The organism is Deltaproteobacteria bacterium (assembly GCA_005879795.1).
GTDB lineage: Bacteria > Desulfobacterota > Binatia > DP-6 > DP-6 > DP-6.
Genome location: VBKJ01000208.1, coordinates 1 through 20156, shown reverse-complemented (window position 1 = coordinate 20156; position 20156 = coordinate 1). Strand labels below are relative to the sequence as shown.

The following is a 20156-nucleotide window of genomic DNA, read 5'->3' as shown; positions in this document are numbered from 1 at the left end:
ACGGGGCTCCGACGCGAAGTTCGAGATGACGACCGTATTCTTGTCGGGGAGGTGCTCGAGGACGATCCCCAGATTCGCGGTGAACACGAGGTCCTGAAGATCGGCGCCGCGGGGCGTCGGGAGCTGGTAGATCAGGGCCTCGCCGGCGAGATATCGGTAGAGCTCGAGAAACTGGACGGTGGCTCGCTTGAAGTCCGGCTCGCGCCGGTCGGGCGGCAGATCTTGCATCCAGGGATTGTTGGCGACCCGGGTCGAGTACGAGAACGGGAAGCTGAGAAGAAAGGACGGACGATCGAGCTGGGTCGGATTCAGCCAAGGAGAGGCCGGCACCGGTTCGGGCAGGCGGGCTTCGCGTGTCACCTGGCGCATCTGGATTGTTACCTGGTTCATGGCGTCGTCTCCTTGTGGTGGTCTTCGACTATCGCATCGCTCCGTCCCTGAGCTTGACGATCGGGTCGATCCCCGCCTCGATGTGGTCGCCCGTCTCCTGAACCGTCGCGAAGTCGAACTCGGACGACAACGGAAGGATCAGGTCGACCTGCGAGCCGTAGCGGACCTGTGAGAAGCGTTGACCCTGGGCGACGAGTTGATTCTGTCTCAGCACGAAGGGGGTGATGCGGTCGATGTCCTGGTCCGCGATCTGGAGCACGTAGTACGGCTGGGCGAGATCCACGGAGTAGATTCGATTGAGGACACGCTGATTGTGTTGGAGGTACTCCATCGAATCCGTGGAAATGTGCAGGTCCTGCAGAATGCTCTTCTCCACGTCGAGCATCGGATGGTTGTAGGTAGTGATCGGATCCGCCTCCCGGTAGGAGAGCCGCCCGGGGTAGGGAACTCGATTGATATGGACGTCGAAGAAGGTCATGAAGATGCCGATGACGAGGCTCCGCGCGTCGTAGTGCGGATCGCGCATGGCGTCGCGGAGACAGTAGGTTCTTCCCTTGATCTCCACGATGGATTCGTCCGGGCCCACCTCTCGCTGATAGAGGATGATCCCGTCCGCGGGAGAGAAGAAGTAGCCCAGGTCGGAATAGGTCGGGCGGATCGGGTCTCGGAAGAAGTGATACTGCGAGAGCCAGGTGAGCGGCTTGTCCCGAAACGGGCGAACGTCGGTATCGAGCCAGTCCTGTAGTTTCTTGGGCATCGTACGGCCTCCCGGTTGTCATGCAGCGGCTCGCGCGGCGCATCTCCGACCCGAGGCGGGGTCGGCAGCGCGAGAGAGCGGTCAAGGGCGGGGAGGAGCCCGGCGGCGAATGGACTCGCTGCCAATCGGCCTTCGGCCCCGAGATATGCCTGGCTCGATCACATCAGGCCGCGCGCTGAACGAGCCCGAGCTTGATCTGTTGACTTCGCGCCCTTATCGGGGCCGTACCCCCGCGGGCATCCGTTCCGTTGGGAGGACATTGCTATAGCAACGACTCTCCCCGAAGCCAGATCACGGCTCCGGAGCGTTTTAGATACCTTGCGCGCTCCTCCGCTACTATACCGGCAACCGACCGGTCAGCGTCACGTCGAGAAGGGACGACGGGAAGGGCGCCCTTCGCCACCCAGTCACCTTCTTCAAGAGTATCTTGGGGTTTTCCGACGGGAACTCGGGCATACCCTGCAGGAACTGGTGCCAATAGCGCATCTGCGAGGTCCGCCACTCATCAAGTCTTCGTAAGGCGGTCATTCTCTCTTCATAGAACCTGGGTAGCGCGCGCGCCCAAAAACGGGCTGACGAAGCCATGAAGGTGATGCCTTGATTGCAACGGCGAGGAGGTTCTTCTCACCTACTTCACCTCCGGCCGCGGCGTCGAGGCGCTCGGCAGCGTCTGGACCTTCCTCGACCTATCAGCGCTGGCCGCCAGGAGGAGTGGTAGGAGTCGACCGAGGGATACCCACAGAGCCCGCCGTAAGAGTGGTGGCGCCGCCACGACGAGTACGGCCGTCAGCGGCTTCGCGGTCGGTCTCCCCGGGCCGGATCGACGAACCGCACTTCGAGGGGTATGTCGATCTCGAGCCTGCCCATTCGACTATGTAGCGAGAGGAGGCGGACATCTGTCCGGACGATCGGTACGGTGACTTCGTCGACGCGAAGCAGCCGTATCAACCGCCCAAGAGGTGGGACTCCTCGCGGGGGCGGGGCAAGACCCCTCCTGAGGCCTCCAAGCATGCAGCAGCGAATCGTGCCCCCGAGACGGATAACGCGCCGCCGGCAAAAGACTCGTCTCGCCAGGGGAAAGGAGCTCAAAAGGGACGGTGACGACTAGGACTCCCGAGAACACCAACAGGAGGAAAGGAGAGAACTCATGAGCGACTCGCAGGGGAATTTCGTCTGGTACGAGCTGGACACGAGCGACGTGCAGGGCGCGATCAAGTTCTACAAGGACGTGATCGGCTGGGGCACGCAGCGATTCGGTGAGAGCTACGTGATGTGGACGGCGGGCGAGACCCCGGTCGGCGGCGTGATGATGCTGCCCGACGAGGCCAGGAAGATGGGCGCCCCGCCGCACTGGATAGCCTACGTGGCTGCGGACGACGTCGACGCGCTCACGAAGAAGGCGGAGTCGCTGGGCGCGAAGACGCACGTGCCGCCTCAGGACATCCCGAAGGTCGGCCGCTTCAGCGTCATCGCCGACCCCCAGGGCGCCGTGATCGCGCTCCTCAAGGGCTCAGGCCCCGAAATGCCGCGGCCGGCGGAGGCAACGAACGGCCACTTCTCATGGCACGAGCTCATGGCCGGCGAGCGGGAGACGGCGTTTCGCTTCTACTCGCAGCTCTTCGGCTGGCAGAAGACCGACGCCGTCCCGTCCCCAATGGGGACCTACCAGATGTACGGCAAGGGCGGCCGCACCTTGGGCGGCATGGCAACGAAACCCAAGGACTACCCGGCGCCGCCGCACTGGCTCTACTACGTCAAGGTCGACGACCTCGACGCCGCGCTCGCGCGCGTGAAGAAGGGCGGCGGCCAGGTGATGCACGGCCCGATGGAGGTACCCGGCGGCGACCGCGTCGCGCAATGCATGGACCCGCAGCGGGCGGCCTTCGCGCTGCACGGGAAGTAGGAGAGTCTGCGAGATCAAGACGTCCGTGCGCCGGCGCTGGACCAACACGAGCGCCGGCGCACGGGGCTTCGGACCCTCCCGGACGGTGGCGCTCGTCGTGATCACGCGCCAAAGGGCTACGCAGAGGAGGACGGCGCCCCTCGTCAAAGTGCTCCGCGGGCGCGCCTGACGGAGACACGCCAACCGTGGGAACTTCCTCCCGGCCTTCGGAATCAGATCCTACCCGTTCCGCGGGATGCCGAGCGCATAGTCGGTGGTGTACGTTGATGCCAGGGTCGTGATGCCGGTGGATGACAGCGTCGCCCAGCGCGCACGGGAGTTATGTTACCAAACCAGCGTGCTGTACGACTTGGTGGGCGAGTTGCGAGCAACCGCTGAGACCGCGTGCCAGCAAGCACACGTGGCAAGGCACGAGGCCCGGGAGCGTCGTCAGGTCGTAAAGTGCCACCTCTACCTCCACCGCTCGGCTGACCGCCCCTCTGTAGTCCTTCCGGCCCGGATCGCCTCCACTCGCCGGTAGGAGTCAGCGGCTGCCGAAGGCCACCATCGCCGCCGCGTAGAGGTAGGCGTGCTCCCACACGTGCGGCACGTCGTTCTCCGAGACGTAGTCCGGCGCGATGCCGTCGCCGTTCAGGTCGGCGTCGACGCGCGCGTAGAACTCCCCGAGGTGGTGCGTGTCGAAGGTCGGGAGCTCGCGCACGAAGAAGCGCACTGCGTCCTGGACCGCGCCCAGCGCCGCCGCGTCGCCGAGGGTGCGGGCAAGGTGCGCGCGGGCTAGGAGCGACTCGGCGTTGTAGGCCCCGCCCCTGGCGGTGCGGGCGAGGATCGGATCGATGAACGCCTCCTGCAGGTACTGCGCGTGGGAGAGCGTGCGCGGATCGTCGGCGGCGGGGAAGCCGGTCGGCCATATGAGCCACGCGGATCGCCCGCCCTCGAAGTGCGCCGGGGGTCCCGGGACCAGGAAGTGGGCGACGATCGCCTGCTCGAGCTCTGCGGACCGCGCCTGCCAGCCGGCGACCTCGCCGGCATCGAAGGCGCAGTCGCTGGCCGCATCGATGCCGCTCCGCAGAGCGAGCAGTACGGCCTCGGCGCCCTGCAGCCCCTGGGTCAGCTCCTGGAAGTCGTCCTCGCTCGACGGGCACTGAAGGTTCGTCGCCGGGTCCTTGCACGCGGCGAGGTTCGCCGCACCGCGCTCCATGGCCGGGCAGACGTCGGCGAGGTAGGCGGCGCGCTCGGCGGCGTCGGTCAGGTACTGCGCGTGGTCCCACATCGTCCACACGCCGAGCCCCGCCTCGTCGATCTCGAACGAGAAGGGTGCGCCGGGGACTACCTCGGTGGGGTCGGCGAAGTAGTTCATCTCGAAGGTCCCCGGCGGGACGCAGTCCGGGTAGTGGCGCGCGGCGGGATCGGCGGGACACTTCATGCTGTAGACGACCGACCAGGGGCTGAACTCCTTCCGCTGCACGCGAGCGTAGAAGCGGTTGTGGCGGCTCACGACGTCGTGGTAGCCGGCGAGGTCGAGCGCGTAGTTGATGAAGGAGCCGTCGCGCACCCAGTCGTAGCCGTAGGGAAGCTGGGTCGCGACGCTGGCCACGATCGCCCCGCTGGCGTTGTCGGTCGCGGTGCGCGCGGCGATGAGGGCGCGGCGCGCGAAGGTCAGCACGGTGGGATCGTCGGTGTCGGGCAGGTGCGCGGGCGCCAGGTAGTCGGCCCACCACGCCTCGGTCGCCGCCCGCAGCGCGTCGGCGGGCTGCGCCCGCGCCTGCCGGAGGAGCGCGTACGCCTCCTCCCGCGTGCCGCCGGCGGCGATGTCGAAGGTCGCCGTCGCCTGGCCGCGGCGGAAGCGGAGCCGGCGGGCGAGCGCGGCGTTGGCCTGACAGGCGGCGACCGGCGCGCGCGCGAGCCGCCCGTCGCTCGCGTCGGTGAAGGCGCTCTCCGCCCTGTAGGTCCAGGCGTTCGCCGCGCGGCACGCCCCCAGCGGCCCGGCGGGGTCGCGGATGACCCCCTCGCACGCGAAGAGCAGGCGCACCACGGGGCGCAGCTCGGGGTCGACGGCGGCGGCGACGAAGCGGTCGACGAAGCTGCTCTGGTGCGCGCAGAGGGGAGCGTCCTCGAAGCCGCACTGGTAGCCGTCGTCCCCGGGCGCGGCGCCGACGGCGATGTAGACGCCTGCCTCGTCGAGGCGCCGCGCGAGCGCCGTGACCCGCCGCTGGAGCGTCCGGCGGCTCCGCGGCGGCGTGGCGAGCAGCGGGTTCAGGAGCGCGAAGTCGCGCGGGAAGGCGCGCGCGCTCGCCGGCAGGAAGTGAAGGAGGGCGTGCTCCCGCCGGTCGTAGAGGACCGCGAAGTCGTTCTGGTAGTCGAGCATCCAGTCCGCGAGCGGGATGAACGCCACGCGCGTCAGCGTGGGCGAGAAGTTGGTGTAGAAGACGATCGTCGCGCTGCGCACCCGGGAGCGCCGCTCGCGCTCGAGCAGGTAGTGGTTCACGAGCACGTCGCGGTCGGGGAGGACGAAGTGCCAGGCGGTGACGCGCAGGCCGAGGGCGGCGTTCGCCATCTCCGTGACCACGACGCCGGAGGTGTCGCTCGTGTAGCGCTGGCTGTGCGTCCAGTCGTCGTCCCGCAGCCAGGTGAAGCCGCGCCCACCCGCCGCCCGGTAGGCGATGCCCGCGAAGGCGCCCATCGAGTCGAGGGCACCGAAGTGGGATCGGAGCCTGGCGTCCGGGGCGTTGTCGGAGAGGTAGGCGAGCTGGTCGTAGAAGCTCGGACCCGGCCACTTGAGGCCGGTGAGCTCATCGCAACGCGAGAGGGTGGCGGTGAGCGCGCCGCTGCCGACCGCAGCGTTGACGTTCGTCGCTCCGAGGATGAGCTCGCCGAAGGCATTGTCCGTCGCGGGCGGGACCGGCAGCTCGGGGCACGCCGCGGCGGGGGGTGTGGCGAGCAGCATTGCGGCGAGCGCCACCATGAGCCGGCGCATTGTCCTACCCGCCCAGCCGGATGGTGACCGTCTTCACCTCGGTGAAGGCATTGTGGCGTCCGCCCTGGCGCCCGATGCCGCTCGTCTGGTAGCCGCCGAAGGGCGCGTGCGGCATGACCTGATCTCAGCGCTTCGGCTTCGGCGACTTCGCGAGCAGATCGGCGAGCGTGCCGAGGCTCGGATTCTCGCTCGCCTGCGTGAGTACCTTCTCGGTGTCGCGCCGCTCCTCGGCCTCGGCCGTTTCCTTTGCCTCCCGGGCGCGCTCGATCATTGAGAGGCCGATGCGCCGCTTCACGGGATCGAGCTCGACCACCGTGACCTGCACGGTATCCCCGATCGACACGATCTGCCGCGGATGGGACACGCGGCGGTCGAGCGCGAGGCGTGAGACGTGTACGAGCCCGTCGAGGCCGGGGGCGAGCTCCACGAACGCCCCGAACTGCTCGAGCCGTCGCACCGTCCCGCACACGCTCGCTCCCACCGGAAAGCGCTCCGCCGCCGTTGCCCACGGATCGGGTGCGAGCGCGCGGAGGGACAGCCCCACCCGGCCACGCCCACCCCTCGGGTCGGGCTCGAGCTTCACGACCTGCGCCTCGACTCGCTGGCCCACCTGCACCACGTCGGACGGGTGGGACGCTCGGCCGTAGCCGAGCTCGCTCACGTGGATCAGGCCGTCGACCCCCCCGAGGTCGACGAAGGCCCCAAAGTCGCGGAGCGACGTGACGGTGCCCGCGACGAGCGCACCCACGCGAAGCTCGGCCCAGACCGCCGCAGCCTGCTCCGCGGCCTCCTCCTCGAGGAGCTGCCGGCGCGAGACGACGACGTTGCGACCCCCCGCCTCGAGCTTCGTGATCCGGAAGCGGAAGCGCCGCCCGACGTACTGCGCCCCATCGATCCGCCTCCGGTCGATCTGCGATCCCGGGCAGAAGGCGCGCACGCTCCCGATCTGCACGTCGTAGCCGCCCTTGTTCTCGCCGGTGACGAGACCCTCGATCGCGATCCCGTGCGCGAACGCTTGCTCGAGCTCGCCCGGGACGTGCCCGCCGCGGCCGGCGACCCGCTTCAACACGATCGACCCCGAGCGCGTCCCGTCATCAACGACCGTCGCCTCGATCTCGTCGCCCTCGTGGAGCTGCACTTCGCCCGTCACGGGATCGCGGAACTCGGCGAGCTCGATCGTCGCCTCGGCCTTGCCCCCGACGGCGACGAAGGCCGCCGCGGCGCCGACGGCGATCACGCGCCCGCGGACGACGTCCCCCGCAGCGACACGGCGCTCGCGGGCGCGCTTCCCCTCGCTGGCGGCGAAGAGCGCCGCGAAGTCCTCGTCGTCGGATCCCGCCATGGCTCCGTGCTCTTATAGCGGGCAACGCCGATCGACGCGATCTGGACCATGCCGGCGGGCTTCGTCGGGATCGAAGGCCTGCTCCCGGGCGAGGAGCTCCGTGGCAACATGTGGGCACGCTGCCACGCCCCGGCACGGACTGGCAGTGGAGCGCGACTAGGAGGCTGACAGACTCCTAGAGCCGAATTCCGAAATAATCGAAGAAGCGCTTGTTGTAGTCCTGATCGGAGAGATCATCGCCCATCGCGACCCAGCACTCGTCGTTGATCCTGGGGCGACCTTGGAAGAAGCCGATCGCGTCCTTCCCGACGGGCCAGCGAAGGCGATACTCGTCGCTCGTGATGGCGGCGAGGATCGTCTTGGCCACGTCGTCGGGCTGGGCGGGATCGCGGAAGCCGGCCGCGAAGAGCTTGCCGTTGCGGCGCATGATGGGCTGGTAGGGCGACGTCTTGTCGTAGCGGGTCGCTTCGGCGGAGTTCTCGAAGATGCTCGTCATGACGACCCCTGGCTCCACGTTGACCACGCGGATACCGAAGCGACGCACCTCGTGCGCGAGCGCCTCGCCGGCGCACTCGAGCGCCCACTTCGAGGCGGAGTAGGGGATCTGATTGGGGGTGGCGACGAGCCCGGCGATCGAGGTGACGTTCGCGATGGTGCCCCGCCGCCGCTCGCGCATCGCGGGGAGCACCGCCTGAATGCACCGTATCGCGCCGAAGTAGTTGGTCTCGAACATGCGCCGGTGCTCGTCCTCGGGCGTCAGCTCGAGTGGGGTGGCGCCGCCGATGCCGGCATTGTTGACGAGCACGTCCACGGGCCCGTGCCCCGACACCGTCTCGAAGGCGCGGCTCACCGAGGCCGTCGACGTGACGTCGAGCTGGATCACCTCGATCGGCAGGCTCGCCTCGGCCGCCGCGGCACGCAGGGGCTGCGCCTTGCCGAGATTCCGCATGCCAGCGAAGACGCGGTAGCCATGACGCGCCAGATGCACACTGGTCGCGAATCCGATGCCGGTGCTGGTGCCGGTGACTACGGCGGTCTCCATCCCTCGGTCTCCCGTGGTTCGGATCGCTGGGCACGGCATTCCAACAGGCTGTGGCGGGGAAGGCAAGGCGAGGACGACTCGTCCGGCGGACGGGATACGCGCCGCGAGAGGTGGTGAACCTGCGGGCGTACCGCACCCCCTCTTCGGCCGACCCTGGCCTTGGACCCAGAATCGGCTAGGAGAAGCCGCCGCGCGCGAAAGTCGGTGAGGACCACTGGCCCATGGTCGCGCTCGCCCTCAACACCGGCTTGCGCATTGCAGTCATGCACTTCGAGACGGAGGCGATTCGACGACCCAGGCCCCTTCGAAATTCAGGAAGAAGCATTCCACCGTGAGGCCGGGAACCGCCGCTCTCAGGAACTCCGAGGCGCGCCCGAGCTCGGCGCGACAGTGGGCGGCCTCGGCGTCGGCATCTCCCCGAAAGCGAGCCGCCAGCCCGCCGTACGCCCCGCAATCGGAGTGCAGCATCAGGACGGCGCGCCCGGAGCCATGCAGACGGATCGATTTGCGGATCTGCTCGAGGACGAAGGCGCGGTGGATCTCCTCCTCGGGGGATGCGAGCGCCTTGGCTCCGCCGGCGATCCTGATCGCGTCCGGCTGAACGACCCCGATGCGCTTGAGTAGCTTCCGGCAAACGGCGTCGAAGCGGTCGTCGAAGCAGCTCACGACCGACGCGTCGCAACGATACTTCTCTCGCGGCGAGTCGAAGTGCAATACCTTGCGCATCGCCGGTGACATCTCGCGCAGGCTCTTTCCCACACCTATCATGGCGGTCGCACTTCGGCCTGCGGGAGCCGGCCGCTCTTCAGCCGTTGGGGGGCTGCAGATGCCGTGATGGCGCCCACGGTGTGTCGGGTGCACTACTATTGCCGGTCGAGCCGGCCTGCGTGCTCGACCCGAACGGCCCCTGCGATGATCGCCATGCCGGCAGTCCGACCGAGGCGCGGCGACATGCAGCGGAGCGTCGATCAGGCCCGCCAGAGTCTCGAGGAGCCGGTTTCGCGGCTTACGAATGGCGCACCATCGCCGGAACAAATCGCAGCGATCCCGGCGTCGTGAGCAACTGCCCGGTTTCGAGCAGCGTCTTCAGCCCGGAGAGGATCATCATCCAACCGCCGTAGAGCTCGGCGTTGGCGTCCTCGCGCAGCTGGTCGTGGGTCACGGTCAGCCGGCATGAATCGCCGACCGCCTCGATCTCCCACGTGACCCTCGAGGTCCCCTCGCGCTTCACGTCCTCGCTCCAGAGGGCCCTGAAGCTCTGGACGAGCCGGCGCGGCGGATCGACCTCCAGGTTCTCGCCCTCCCAGATCGCGGTGGGCGCCAGCGGGCTGACGCCCTGGTACCGGGAGCCGGGCGTCCAATCTGACTCGACGCCCGCGCCAAAATTGTACTTGCGCCGCATCTCGGTGTTGGTGATCGCCTCCCAGAGACGCTCTGGGGTCGCCTTGATGTATATCTCGAACACCTTCTCCATCGTCCTGTCCTCCAATCTGTGCTTGAGCCCGCTCAGGGTCGCGGCCCACGGCTCGGCGTACTTGCTCACCCAGCGGTCGTGGACGAGCCGGATCGGAACGGGGTTGAGGAAGTGCAGCTTCTCGCGCCCGCGCTTCTTCGTGACCACGAGGCCGGCCTCCTCGAGCACCCGCAGGTGCTTCATCACGCCGAAGCGCGTCATCGGCAACCGCCGCTCGAGCGCCCTGAGCGTCTGCCCGTCTTCCTTGAACAGCTCGTCGAGCAGCCTCCGGCGCGGCGGGGCGGCAAGGGCCCGGAACACTGCCTTCACCCCGCGCGTATGCGTGACCGTTTTGTCACCCGTCAAGGCCCCTGTGTCCGCACGCCAGAGCCGGTCGCTGCCGCCCTTCGCTCGAAGCGGAAACGCCCCGGCGAATGTCTCACGCAGATCGAGGCATTCTGGGTCAGAACGCGTACGCGGACCAACGCAACCCGTGGGTTGCCTTGACCGGAGAGCCGTCGTATGACGGCAACCAGGAGGTTGCCCACCATGACGAGCACTGACCGTATCGAGAAGGCCATTCTCCTACGCGCACCCAGATCGCGAGTCTGGCGCGCGCTCACCGATGCCCGGGAGTTCGGCGCGTGGTTCCGCGTGAAGCTCGAGGGCGCCTTCGCTGAGGGCGCGACCCTCCGGGGCAGGATCACGCATCCGGGATACGAGCACGTGACGATGGAGATCCTGATCGAGCGCATGGACCCCGAGCGGCTGTTCTCCTACCGCTGGCACCCGTACGCGGTCAGCGCCGACGTGGACTATTCCGCGGAGCCGACGACCCTCGTCGAGTTTCGCCTGGAAGAGGCGACGGGCGGCACGCTGCTGACCGTCGTCGAGTCCGGTTTTGACCGACTCCCGAGCGGGCGCCGGGCGGAGGCCTTCCGGATGAACGACCGCGGCTGGGCAGAGCAGATGCTCAACATCCAGCGCCATGTCTCGCCAGCCTAGTGTGGCGAGCGCCGGCCTTGTGGGTGCCGCACCGGTCTTCGCGGCGCTCGGGGACGAGACGCGTCTGCGGCTCGTCGCCCGGCTCTGCACGGAAGGGCCGTTGCCCATCGTACGCCTGAGCGCCGGCGTCGCCGTCACGCGTCAGGCCGTCACGAAGCACCTTCATGCGCTCGCCGCCGCGGGTCTCGTGCGCAGCAGGCGCCCCGGACGCCGGCGGCAACGCATCTGGGAGTTGGAGCCGCGACGGCTCGAAGAGGCGCGCCGATACCTCGATCGAATCTCGCGACAGTGGGACGGTGTGCTCGCGAGGCTGAGAGCGTTCGTCGAGGAGTGAGCAAGTCGGCGGCAGCGAGAAAGGGGCGCTCCGAGGACGCCCTGGCACGTGGCCCCCGGACAGGACAGGAGGCAATCGCGATGAAGATCGAGCTGAACAGCGTGATGGTCGATGACCAGGACAAGCCGCTGCACTTCTATTCATCGAGGACGCGGGGCTGACGAGGATCGCATGTCGCGATCAGGTGGATTCTCGCGGATCCGGCTCGGCCGTATGCACGACGTCATGGCGCGCCACGTCGCGCAGGGCGAAGCGCCCGGGATCGTGACCGCGCTCCGCCGGCATGGCGAGGTCCACGTCGACGCGATCGGCACGAAGGCCGTGGGCGGCGCCGAGCCGATGCGGCGCGACACCATCTTCCGCATCACCTCGATGACCAAGCCCGTCACCGCCGTCGCGGCCATGATCCTGGTCGAGGAGTGCAAGCTTCGCCTCGACGAGCCCGTCGATCGCCTCTTGCCCGAGCTCGCCGACCGCAAGGTGCTGAAGCGTCTCGACGCCCCTCTGGGCGACACCGTGCCGGCGCACCGGGCGATCACCCTGCGCGACCTGCTGACCTTCCGCCTCGGCCTCGGCATCATCATGGAGCCTTCGGCGGACTACCCGATCCAGAAGGCGCTGAACGAGCTCCAGGTCGTCGGCTTCGGGCCGCCGAACGTCGCGGCACCGTACGACCCCGACGAGTGGATGCGCCGGCTGGGCACGCTGCCGTTGATGCACCAACCGGGCGAGAAGTGGATGTACAACACGGGGTCCTACGTGCTCGGCGTGCTGATCGCGCGGGCCGCGGGCCAGCCGCTGGAGGCGTTCTTCCGCGAGCGCATCTTCGCGCCGCTCGGCATGAGGGACACGAGCTTCAGCGTGCCGCCCGAGAAGCTCGACCGGCTCGCGCCGAGCTACTGGCCGCACCCCCAGACCGGTGCGCTCGAGCTCCACGATGGCGTCGCGGATAGCCAGTGGAGTCGTCCGCCCGCTTTTCCCGACGGCGGTGCCGGGCTGGTGTCGACGGTCGACGACTACCTCGCCTTCGGCCAGATGCTGCTGGACAAGGGGCGCTACGGACGCGAGCGCATCCTCTCCAGGCTCTCGGTCGAGACCATGACGACCGATCAGCTGACAGCCGCGCAGAAGGCGGTCTCCGACTCCTTCGGCAGCGACTACTGGGACAACCGTGGCTGGGGATTCGGCGTCTCGATCGTCACGCGGCGCGACGACGTGTCCTCGGTGCCGGGACGGTTCGGTTGGGATGGCGGCTACGGCACCTCGTGGGCCTCGGATCCCGCCGAGGACATGGTCGCGATCCTGATGACGCAGCGCGCGGGCTTCCCGGGTGCCTCCGGGACCTACGTCGATTTCTGGACCTCGGCCTACCAGGCGATCGATGAATGACGCGTCGAAGGAGGGTGGGCGGAGCGCGGCCTCGCCCGCGTCCGGGAGGCACGACGCGCGGAAGTCGCCGCCGCCGAGGCCGAACGCTTCGCCGAGTCGCTGTCGCGGGCGAGGTGGGCCGAGGTGCGGAAGGCGTGCTGCGCTCCGCGCAACGGGTGAGCGAGCATCCTCACGGGCGCGGCGGTAACCAGAAGCGGCACGACGGACCCGGCGCTCGACTCAGTCGTCGATCGAGGGTCGCAAGCGGCAGATCGAGCGCCTCGGCGACCGCTACGTACCAGGCATCGTAGCTGCTGACAATGCGGCGGAGCTGCCAGACGCGTTCGGCGAACGCCTCGAAGGGAACGAGCGACAGCTCGAGCGTGCAGAGGTCCTTCTGCGCGGCCGTGGCCTCGAGGCCGGTCAGCCGCTTGAAGCGCTCGAGGCGACGCAAGATGTTCGTCGCCTCGACCAGGACGAGATGCGGCGCGACGATGTTTCCCTGCGCCAGCACTCGCTCGGCCCAAGAGCCCTCGGCGCCCGCGTCCACCGTCGCAGCCACGAGCACCGACGCATCCACCACGGCGCTCACCGCCGGTCGGCATCCCGATGTCTTAGGATCTCCTTGCGGGCCACCCGGCGGTTCGCGGCATGCTTGCGCTCGCTGACGCGCTCGAGCCACGCGTGGATGGACGGACGGGCGGCAAGCCGCTCGAGCTCCTCCTTCAGATACTCCTGCATCGACTTCCGCTCGCGCGCGGCGCGGCTCGCCAGCTCGTCGCGCACCTCCTCCGGAACGTCCCGAATCGTGATCTGAACGCCCATGCCATCTCTTTGCCACCGTTGCAATCATTTTGCAATCAACGGCGCGGCCGACCGCTCGTGTTGGCGACTGGCTGGACGTTCACCATCAAACCCCGAGAGGATCGCAAGCGCTCGCCCCCGGGCGGGGCGAGTTTGTGCCGGTTCTCCTGAGCCCCTCCACCACCTCCGTCCCGGCCCACCCCTTGTCTCCTGTGCCAAAAAACCTCCACGGGTCTCGGGGTATTCACCTGTTTCGGGGATTGCCGCCGCCCGCAGCATCCGTGCTACTAATCTGTTTTCCAAGAGCCAATTCGACCCACGTTTGTCGTGGTCCACGGACCGCTCGCTCCTGGTGGGTCAGAGGGGTGGTTGCGTACGTACGAGTTCGCGGCGCCGCGGGTTCGACATCTCGTTGCCGACTGTCTCCGCACGGGTGTCGGCCACCTTGCACCGGAGGTATCGTTAACCAAGGATCTCGCAGCTTATCCGGTCGAGCTGGCGATCACGCTCGGCGTGGAGTTCGGGATTGCGATGCCCGAGCGGATGCTCGACCGCGTATACCAGGCCGAGGCACGAGGAGCGGAGAGCCCGCCGTTCATCTGGACGCGGGTCCTAGAACGCGGGCGGCCGTGATGAAGGGAGGGGCCGATGAGCACCAACCTGCTAGCAACCCAGGGGGAGCATCACATGAAGCAAGGTCAGATCGTGGTGGAGCGCCTAACGGGCACACACGTACTGCTGTTGGAGCAGGTCAACGATGAGTGGATTTGCCGCTTCGGTGACGGCCGGCAAGAGAACCGGCGCGTGTTTGAGCTGGCGCCATCTGCCTTTGGGCGCGTCGCCGAGCTGATCGCCCAGGCCGCGGGCGAGCTGTCGAACTTCTTCGGGCAGCTCGGGGCACGGCTGGCGGTGCCGCCGCCGCAGCTCCTGCAGACGGTGCGGGGGCAACGCCGCCACGGAACTTGAGGTGGTAAGAAGACTGCTCTCGTCGCTTGCCATCCTTTTGGCCGGTCTCTTCATGCCACCGGTGGCCGCCCACGCCGCCTGGCCGCAGACGCCGCCCAACGACCCCGACTTCGCGCCCTGCGAGAACGCGGCCACCTTCACCTCGGACTGTTACTCCGACCCGAGCGCTGACCAGTGGGACATGTTCGGCGCACTCTCCGATACGCAGTATCCATGCCCCTTCCCGATCGTTCATCACCCCGACGGCGGGCTGCCCTGCTGGGCAGCGGCCGCCTTCGACCCCAACCACATGTCCGGGGTCGACTTCACGGGCGCCTGGGCCCAGGGCAACGTTGGACGCGACGACATCCTGATCGCCTACATGGAAGGCGGCGTCAATTACAGCTCCGACGCGATCAAGGACGCCCTCGACAACGAATGGCTGAACAAGGGAGAGCTACCCTGCCCGGAGCGCGCCGACGGGACCAGCCTGGCCTGGCCCAACTGCTACGACCTCGACGGCAACGGCCGCGCCGACATCCGGGACTACGCGCACGACCCGCGCGTCAACCCATCCTGCCCCGCGGGCGTAGCATCCGACACCCCGGTCGCCCAAGGGGGCGGACTGGCCATCGACGTGGAGGGCACCAGCCGCAACTGCGTCGCGAGCGGCCAGCATCAATACCTGAACGCCGTCAACGTGCGGGGAACGCGGACGCCCTACCTGTCCCCCGAAGACCTCATCGCTGTCTTCGGCCACTGCCGGATCCAAAAGGGTCAGATCACGCAGTGTCCTGCTGGGGGCCGTTTCGACAACGACGGTAACGGCTATCCCAACGACATCAACGGCTGGAACGCCGACCGCAACAACAATGACCCGCAGACCGAGGACATGGCCTACGGCCACGCCCCCGGCCTGCAGTCACTCCTGGTCGGCGTCCCCGACAACGGCTACGCCGGCGTTGGCCTCTGCCCCCGCTGCCGGGTGGTGCCGATCAAGACCGGCGCGGAGGCGCTCGGCCGCTCTGACAAATGGGCCGAAGGGCTCCTCTACGCAGCTGACATCGGCGTGACTGCGGTCAGCTCGGTGGTCGTCAACTACACCTACAGCCGGTTCGTGCAGGACGCCATCAACTACGCCTACGACCACGGCGTCGTGATGTCGCTCGACTCCAACGACTTCGACTCCATGGACCACACCGACGGGATGCTCTGGGATCACGCTCTGCCCGGCAACTCGGCGGCCATGGACCTGACCGGGAGCACCACCAGCTGGTTCCGTTCCCGCAGCAACATCACCAGCTACGGCACCCACAACGTCTTCTCGGGGGGCGAGTACACGACCTCGGGCGCAACACCCTTCCAGGCCGGGATCCTGGCGATGGTGCAGTCGGCCGCGCTCAACCTCCGGGACAGCGGCCTGGTCCCGGGCTTCGATCGGCTCACCCCGAACGAGATCAAGCAGGTGCTGATGGACACCGCCCAGCCGATCATCCCGAACGCCCTGCCGCCGCAGCCCCTGGGCCCCGGGGCGCCGCCCGGGACGAAGCAGCCGCAGTGGCCGGGCAACCCGAACAGCGCCACCGACGCCACCCACACCAACTGGTCCACGCAGTACGGCTACGGGCGGCCGGACGTGGGCGCGGCGACGGCGATGGTCATGGCGGGGCACATCCCGCCCACCGCAGATATCACCGCCCCGCAGTGGTACTTCTACGTCGACCCCACGGTGACGCCGAAGCTCGAGGTTGACGGCAGCTTCGCCCGCTCGCGGTTCAACTCCGGCGGCTCGGTCAGCTACGTGCTCGAGTGGGCGCTCGGCGCCGACCCCGCCGACAGCGACTTCCACACCGTGGCCCGCGGGACCGTACGCACCGGCATCGCGGGGAAGCTGGGAACCGTCGATCTGAGCCAGGTCCCGCCGAGCTTCTACACCCACACGCCCCTCATCACCCTGCAGCCCGACGGTGCGGAGCAGTACACCCTGACCATCCGGCTGCGCGCGAATGACGCCAACGGCCTCAAGGCCGAGGATCGGCGCAGCGTCGGCCTGCGCCACGACCCCGATCTGATGCCGGGCTACCCGAAGAACGTCGACAGGGCCGACGGCGACGCCGCCCCGACCTACGCCGATCTCGAGGGCAAGCACGAGCTCGACCTGATCGTCCCCAACGGCAACGGCGAGGTGAACGCGTGGCGGCCGGACGGCACCGAGGTGCCCGGCTTCCCCGTCTACACCCAGATGCTGAAGCAGCTCGACCCGCTCAACCCCGAGAACTACCGCGCGCGAGCCTATCGGAACGCAAACCTGGCGAACGTGCGCGACCCGCTCTCGGGTGGCGCCGCGGTGGGTGATCTCTTCCACAACGGCGAGTTGGAGATCGTGGCCACGAGCACCAACGGCGAGGTCTACGCCTGGGACAGCCACGGGCACCTGCTCCCCGGCTTCCCGGTGGGCCAGGACCCCGCCACCTGGGAGCCCTTCGCAGCGGTGCCGACGCCGCGCAGCGCCACCGGCCACAGCCGCAACCCGGACCGAGGCAACTGGTCACCGCCCGTGCTGGCCGACCTCGAGGGTACCGGTCAGCTCGACATCCTCATGACGGCCTTCGACGGCTTTGTCTACGCGTTCCGTCCGGACGGAACCACGGTGCCGGGCTGGCCGGTCGAGATCAAGCTGCCGGCCTCCTACTTCACCGATCACGGAGGCACCGTCGACCCGAGGAGCTACGTCAGGGATGCCAAGCTGATGTACCCGGTCACGGCCGCCGACGTCCTCGAGCTCGGACATCCGCAGGTGTTCGTGCCCTCCTTCGAGTCGAATGGTCAAGGAAGCGGCACCGACGACCTGGCCAGGTCGCTCCTGGGCTTCGACCCAAGCAATGACGCCGCCGCGACCTGGCTGTACGGCCTCTACGCTGACGGCAACGATCACCCCGGCGGTCCGTACATTCACCCACCGGACGGGATCTGGCCGGTCACCGTGCAGAGCACGTCCTTCACCTACGACCAGTCGATCGACTTCGTCGGGGAGTCGACCAGCCCGCCGGTCATAGCCGACTTCGGCAGCGGGCCGCGCATCATCACCGGGCCGATCACCGGCGGCGTCTACTCGATCAGCCCCGACGGCAGCATCGACCGGCGGTTCGACTTCTCCTGCCCGAGCGCCGACTGCTCGCCTCTTCCCCCCTACCGCACCGGCGACACCCACACGCTCGTCCTCACCGGCACCGGCGGCCTGGGTGACCTCTACGGCACCGGCACACCCGTTTTCATCATGAACAACACCGGGGTGGAGTCGATCGTGGCTTCGCTGGACGTCCCGGGGTTGCCAACCTGCCCCAGGTCTACGAGAAGGCCTGGGACCCGCGCAACGGCCAGGTCCTTCCGGGCTGGCCCAAGCGCGTCGACGGCTTCCCCTTCTATTCCTCGCCGATCACGGCGGACGTGACAGGCCTCGGCCTCGGCCGCTCGGCCATCGAGGGCAACGACACCTACTTCATCCACGCCTTCCAGGCGAGCGGGCTGGAGGCGCCCGGGTTCCCCAAGTACACGGGGCAGTGGCAGGCCTTCGCCGGCGTCGTCGCTGACCCATCGATGAACGGCCAGCTCGTCTACGCCACCCCGACGCGCGAAGGATTTGTCTTCACTTGGAAGGTGGCCGGGGACACACGGAGCTGAACAACAGCTGGTGGCACTACCGCCACGACGAGCACAACACGGGCACCTACGCTGTCGATACCCGACGGCCAGCCTCCATCCTGGACCTGCGCGTCGTGGGAGGTGCACAACCTCAGCTGGCCTGGACGGCGCCGGGCGACGACCATATGGTCGGCACGGCCGACCGCTACGAGGTGAGGTGGTCGAACCAGCCGATCACCTCTTCGAGCTTCTGGTCGGCGACCCCGCTGGCAGGAGCGCCCGCTCCGCAGCCGGCGCGCTCGCGACAGAGCATGGCGGTCGGCGGGGTCTCCGGCTCGACCGTCTACTTTGCCATTCGCACCCTGGACATGGCGGGCAACATCTCGGCCCTGAGCAACGTCGTCGCCTGGTAGCCGTGTGAGGAGAGGGGATCAGAAGGCGGCCTCCACCCCGGCCAGCGGGATCACGTCGGAGCGGAAGCCGTCCCGGTTGAGCGGCAGGATGACGTTGGCGAAGCCGAAGACCGTGTCGTGCCAGAGGTTCATCCGCCCGCCGAGCGAGAGGTCGTAGGTGCTGGCGCGGTCCCGCTCGAGGCCTAGGACGGGCGCCATGAAGCGCCGGCCTGTGCTGGGGTCGACGCGGGCGACGTCGAAGAAGCCCGGCGGGGCGATGCCCTGGAAGGGCTCGCGGCCGAGCACGGCGACGGCTGCCGTGAAGCGTTCCTTGACCGCGCAGTCGAGCCCGAAGCCGAAGCGTCCGGCGCTCCGGTCGACGTCGTCTCCGTTCAGCTCGACGCCGCCGTTCGCGTAGGCCTGCAGGCCGACGCCGTACCCGAGCGAGAGCGACGGCGTCGCGGCGTAGAGCATGGGCGCCGGCTCCCACGTGCCCGTGCCCTGGAAGTTGTCCTGGTTGCCGGCGGGCGCGCGCAGCACCAGACCCGCGGCCAGGTCGCCCCATGCCCCGTGCACCAGCCGGTACTTGGCGCGCAGGAAGACGTCGCCCGGGCCGAGCTTGGAGGAACGCACGCGGGCGCGCTGCTCGTGGCGGTCGGCGACATCGCGCAGGATCCCGTTCAGCGCGAAGCGGCTGTACAGGACGGGGATGGTCAGGTTGAGATCGAGGTCGTCGGTGGCGCCGTAAGTGACGCTGGTGGTCACCTGGTGCGTGTCGAGATCCAGGCCGAAGCGGGGCACGGTGAACAGCCGCCCGTTACCGGGAGAGACGATCGGGAAGCGCGTGTCGCTCAGCCGGTCGAGGTCCTGGCCGTCGACGGTGTCGATCCGCATCCACTGGTAGCTGACGCTCAGGTTCAACTTGCCGCGCCCGAGCGGGCGCGGCCGCTCGAGGTAGAGCTGCCCCAGGATGTCCGTCTCGCGCTCCCAGGCATGCGTCGCCTTGTTGAACGAGAAGGTGACCCCGGCCGAGGCGGCCGTGATCGGCAGGGCGTGGCCGATCGAGTCGGCGAGGGCGTCGCCGACCGGGCGGGTGATCGGCCGCTCGAGGATCTCCCGGAACGTCTCGGCGCGCGCTCCCGGGACGCCCGCGCAGGCGGCCACGAGCACGGCGATCGCCGCGGCGCCGCCCCTCACTCCGGGTCCCTCAGGCCCTGGATCTTCCATGCGCCCTGCTGCTTGGTGAGGATGCCGCTGATCCGCACCTCGAGGTGCATGCGCCGGCCGCTGCCGACGTCGACGAACGTGTCCTCGCGCGTGAAGGTGGCGAGCGCCTCGTCGCCCTCGACCGCGAGGTCCACGTCGGAGATGCGCACGTGCAGGTCGCGCGCGATGTCGAAGTAGCGCTGCAGGGAGGCGCGCTGCGCCGCGCCCATCTCGACCTGCAGACCGGCGAGCTGATCGACGCGTTTCGCCTCGAGGGCCCCCGCGTACTGGTGGAGCAGGGCGCGGATCGCGGCCTCGTCCCCGTCGCGCTCCCCGGCGTACGCGAGCGCGGCCCACTCGAAGCGGGACGTCCCGGGCGCAAGCTCGGACGGCGGGGGCGGCTTCGGCGCCTCGCGCTTCTTGGCCGGCTCGCCGAGCGTGTCGCGCAGCAGGCGGTAGGCGTCGAGCGTCTCGTCGCCGCGGCTGGCCACGATCGCCTGGATCTGGTCGGCGGTGGGCTCCACGCCGAGCGCATGCAGGGCGGCGACCGCGAGCTGGGTCTGCAGCTCCATGAACTTCTCCTGCGGACCCTGCACGCG

The 20156-nt window shown here is 68.6% G+C and carries 19 protein-coding genes; 8 read left to right on the top strand and 11 right to left on the bottom strand.

The genetic code is table 11. The annotated features are described in order from the left end of the window. Positions 1–390, bottom strand: a 390-nt coding sequence (locus tag E6J59_17880) for an amidinotransferase (GenBank protein TMB16916.1), incomplete at its 3' end; no start/stop codon positions are given. A 28-nt stretch (positions 391–418) separates the two neighbouring features. Next, the gene (locus tag E6J59_17875) at positions 419–1147 is read right to left on the bottom strand and encodes a phosphatidylserine decarboxylase (protein TMB16915.1); all 729 of its coding nucleotides are present in this window, start codon (positions 1145–1147) and stop codon (positions 419–421) included. Between the two features lie 1147 nt (positions 1148–2294). On the opposite strand from E6J59_17875, the gene E6J59_17870 reads away from it, so the two are divergent. Continuing rightward, positions 2295–3050 (top strand): VOC family protein, encoded by a 756-nt coding sequence (locus E6J59_17870; protein ID TMB16914.1) that lies wholly within the window; start codon positions 2295–2297, stop codon positions 3048–3050. Between the two features lie 523 nt (positions 3051–3573). On the opposite strand, the gene E6J59_17865 is transcribed toward E6J59_17870, so the two are convergent. The 5 genes from E6J59_17865 to E6J59_17845 all read right to left on the bottom strand — a co-directional run bounded on the left by E6J59_17865 (position 3574) and on the right by E6J59_17845 (position 10191). Beyond that, positions 3574–6024 (bottom strand): hypothetical protein, encoded by a 2451-nt coding sequence (locus tag E6J59_17865; protein ID TMB16913.1) that lies wholly within the window; start codon positions 6022–6024, stop codon positions 3574–3576. Between the two features lie 124 nt (positions 6025–6148). Next, positions 6149–7261, bottom strand: coding sequence for a S1 RNA-binding domain-containing protein (locus E6J59_17860; GenBank protein ID TMB16912.1), 1113 nt, complete (start codon positions 7259–7261; stop codon positions 6149–6151). Positions 7262–7541: 280 nt separating this feature from the next. Continuing rightward, positions 7542–8447, bottom strand: a complete 906-nt coding sequence (locus tag E6J59_17855) for an SDR family oxidoreductase (protein ID TMB16911.1) — start codon at positions 8445–8447, stop codon at positions 7542–7544. Between the two features lie 222 nt (positions 8448–8669). Continuing rightward, positions 8670–9074 (bottom strand): hypothetical protein, encoded by a 405-nt coding sequence (locus E6J59_17850; protein TMB16910.1) that lies wholly within the window; start codon positions 9072–9074, stop codon positions 8670–8672. Positions 9075–9414: 340 nt separating this feature from the next. Further along, positions 9415–10191, bottom strand: a complete 777-nt coding sequence (locus E6J59_17845) for an ArsR family transcriptional regulator (protein TMB16917.1) — start codon at positions 10189–10191, stop codon at positions 9415–9417. A 219-nt stretch (positions 10192–10410) separates the two neighbouring features. Between E6J59_17845 and E6J59_17840 the strand changes: the two genes are divergently transcribed. The 3 genes from E6J59_17840 to E6J59_17830 all read left to right on the top strand — a co-directional run bounded on the left by E6J59_17840 (position 10411) and on the right by E6J59_17830 (position 12589). Continuing rightward, positions 10411–10866: a vanillate O-demethylase oxidoreductase VanB gene (locus E6J59_17840; protein TMB16909.1), complete on the top strand. Its 456-nt coding sequence runs from the start codon at positions 10411–10413 to the stop codon at positions 10864–10866. After that, a complete protein-coding gene (locus E6J59_17835; GenBank protein ID TMB16908.1) occupies positions 10850–11200 on the top strand; it encodes a helix-turn-helix transcriptional regulator in 351 nt (116 codons plus the stop codon). Before E6J59_17840 ends, E6J59_17835 begins: the two co-directional genes overlap by 17 nt. 171 nt (positions 11201–11371) lie before the next feature. Beyond that, on the top strand, positions 11372–12589 hold the full coding sequence (locus E6J59_17830; GenBank protein TMB16907.1) for a beta-lactamase family protein: 1218 nt from the start codon (positions 11372–11374) through the stop codon (positions 12587–12589). A 169-nt stretch (positions 12590–12758) separates the two neighbouring features. Here E6J59_17830 and E6J59_17825 read toward each other — a convergent pair whose 3' ends face one another. Both E6J59_17825 and E6J59_17820 read right to left on the bottom strand, forming a co-directional pair. Beyond that, positions 12759–13250, bottom strand: coding sequence for a type II toxin-antitoxin system VapC family toxin (locus tag E6J59_17825; GenBank protein TMB16906.1), 492 nt, complete (start codon positions 13248–13250; stop codon positions 12759–12761). Continuing rightward, the gene (locus E6J59_17820) at positions 13157–13393 is read right to left on the bottom strand and encodes a hypothetical protein (protein ID TMB16905.1); all 237 of its coding nucleotides are present in this window, start codon (positions 13391–13393) and stop codon (positions 13157–13159) included. The genes E6J59_17825 and E6J59_17820 overlap by 94 nt, the downstream gene beginning before the upstream one ends. A gap of 627 nt (positions 13394–14020) precedes the next feature. Here E6J59_17820 and E6J59_17815 point away from each other — a divergent pair. The 4 genes from E6J59_17815 (at position 14021) to E6J59_17800 (ending at position 18372) form a co-directional block, all read left to right on the top strand. Further along, positions 14021–14338, top strand: coding sequence for a hypothetical protein (locus tag E6J59_17815; GenBank protein ID TMB16904.1), 318 nt, complete (start codon positions 14021–14023; stop codon positions 14336–14338). A 61-nt stretch (positions 14339–14399) separates the two neighbouring features. Then, positions 14400–17768 (top strand): hypothetical protein, encoded by a 3369-nt coding sequence (locus E6J59_17810; protein TMB16903.1) that lies wholly within the window; start codon positions 14400–14402, stop codon positions 17766–17768. Further along, positions 17765–17998 (top strand): hypothetical protein, encoded by a 234-nt coding sequence (locus tag E6J59_17805; protein ID TMB16902.1) that lies wholly within the window; start codon positions 17765–17767, stop codon positions 17996–17998. Before E6J59_17810 ends, E6J59_17805 begins: the two co-directional genes overlap by 4 nt. After that, positions 17911–18372 carry a hypothetical protein gene (locus E6J59_17800; protein TMB16901.1) on the top strand — a complete coding sequence of 154 codons (462 nt, stop codon included), beginning with the start codon at positions 17911–17913 and terminating at the stop codon, positions 18370–18372. The genes E6J59_17805 and E6J59_17800 overlap by 88 nt, the downstream gene beginning before the upstream one ends. Positions 18373–18390: 18 nt before the next feature. Here E6J59_17800 and E6J59_17795 read toward each other — a convergent pair whose 3' ends face one another. After that, positions 18391–19548: a hypothetical protein gene (locus E6J59_17795; protein ID TMB16900.1), complete on the bottom strand. Its 1158-nt coding sequence runs from the start codon at positions 19546–19548 to the stop codon at positions 18391–18393. Beyond that, positions 19545–20129 (bottom strand): hypothetical protein, encoded by a 585-nt coding sequence (locus E6J59_17790; GenBank protein ID TMB16899.1) that lies wholly within the window; start codon positions 20127–20129, stop codon positions 19545–19547. The genes E6J59_17795 and E6J59_17790 overlap by 4 nt, the downstream gene beginning before the upstream one ends. Between the last annotated feature and the right edge of the window lie 27 nt (positions 20130–20156).

Coding starts and splice junctions, on each gene's coding strand:
- E6J59_17875 (TMB16915.1), bottom strand. CDS start 1,147: ATGCCCAAGAAACTACAGGACTGGCTCGATACCGACGTTCGCCCGTTT.
- E6J59_17870 (TMB16914.1), top strand. CDS start 2,295: ATGAGCGACTCGCAGGGGAATTTCGTCTGGTACGAGCTGGACACGAGC.
- E6J59_17865 (TMB16913.1), bottom strand. CDS start 6,024: ATGCGCCGGCTCATGGTGGCGCTCGCCGCAATGCTGCTCGCCACACCC.
- E6J59_17855 (TMB16911.1), bottom strand. CDS start 8,447: ATGCCGTGCCCAGCGATCCGAACCACGGGAGACCGAGGGATGGAGACC.
- E6J59_17840 (TMB16909.1), top strand. CDS start 10,411: ATGACGAGCACTGACCGTATCGAGAAGGCCATTCTCCTACGCGCACCC.
- E6J59_17835 (TMB16908.1), top strand. CDS start 10,850: ATGTCTCGCCAGCCTAGTGTGGCGAGCGCCGGCCTTGTGGGTGCCGCA.
- E6J59_17830 (TMB16907.1), top strand. CDS start 11,372: ATGTCGCGATCAGGTGGATTCTCGCGGATCCGGCTCGGCCGTATGCAC.
- E6J59_17820 (TMB16905.1), bottom strand. CDS start 13,393: ATGGGCGTTCAGATCACGATTCGGGACGTTCCGGAGGAGGTGCGCGAC.
- E6J59_17815 (TMB16904.1), top strand. CDS start 14,021: ATGAGCACCAACCTGCTAGCAACCCAGGGGGAGCATCACATGAAGCAA.
- E6J59_17790 (TMB16899.1), bottom strand. CDS start 20,129: ATGGAGCTGCAGACCCAGCTCGCGGTCGCCGCCCTGCATGCGCTCGGC.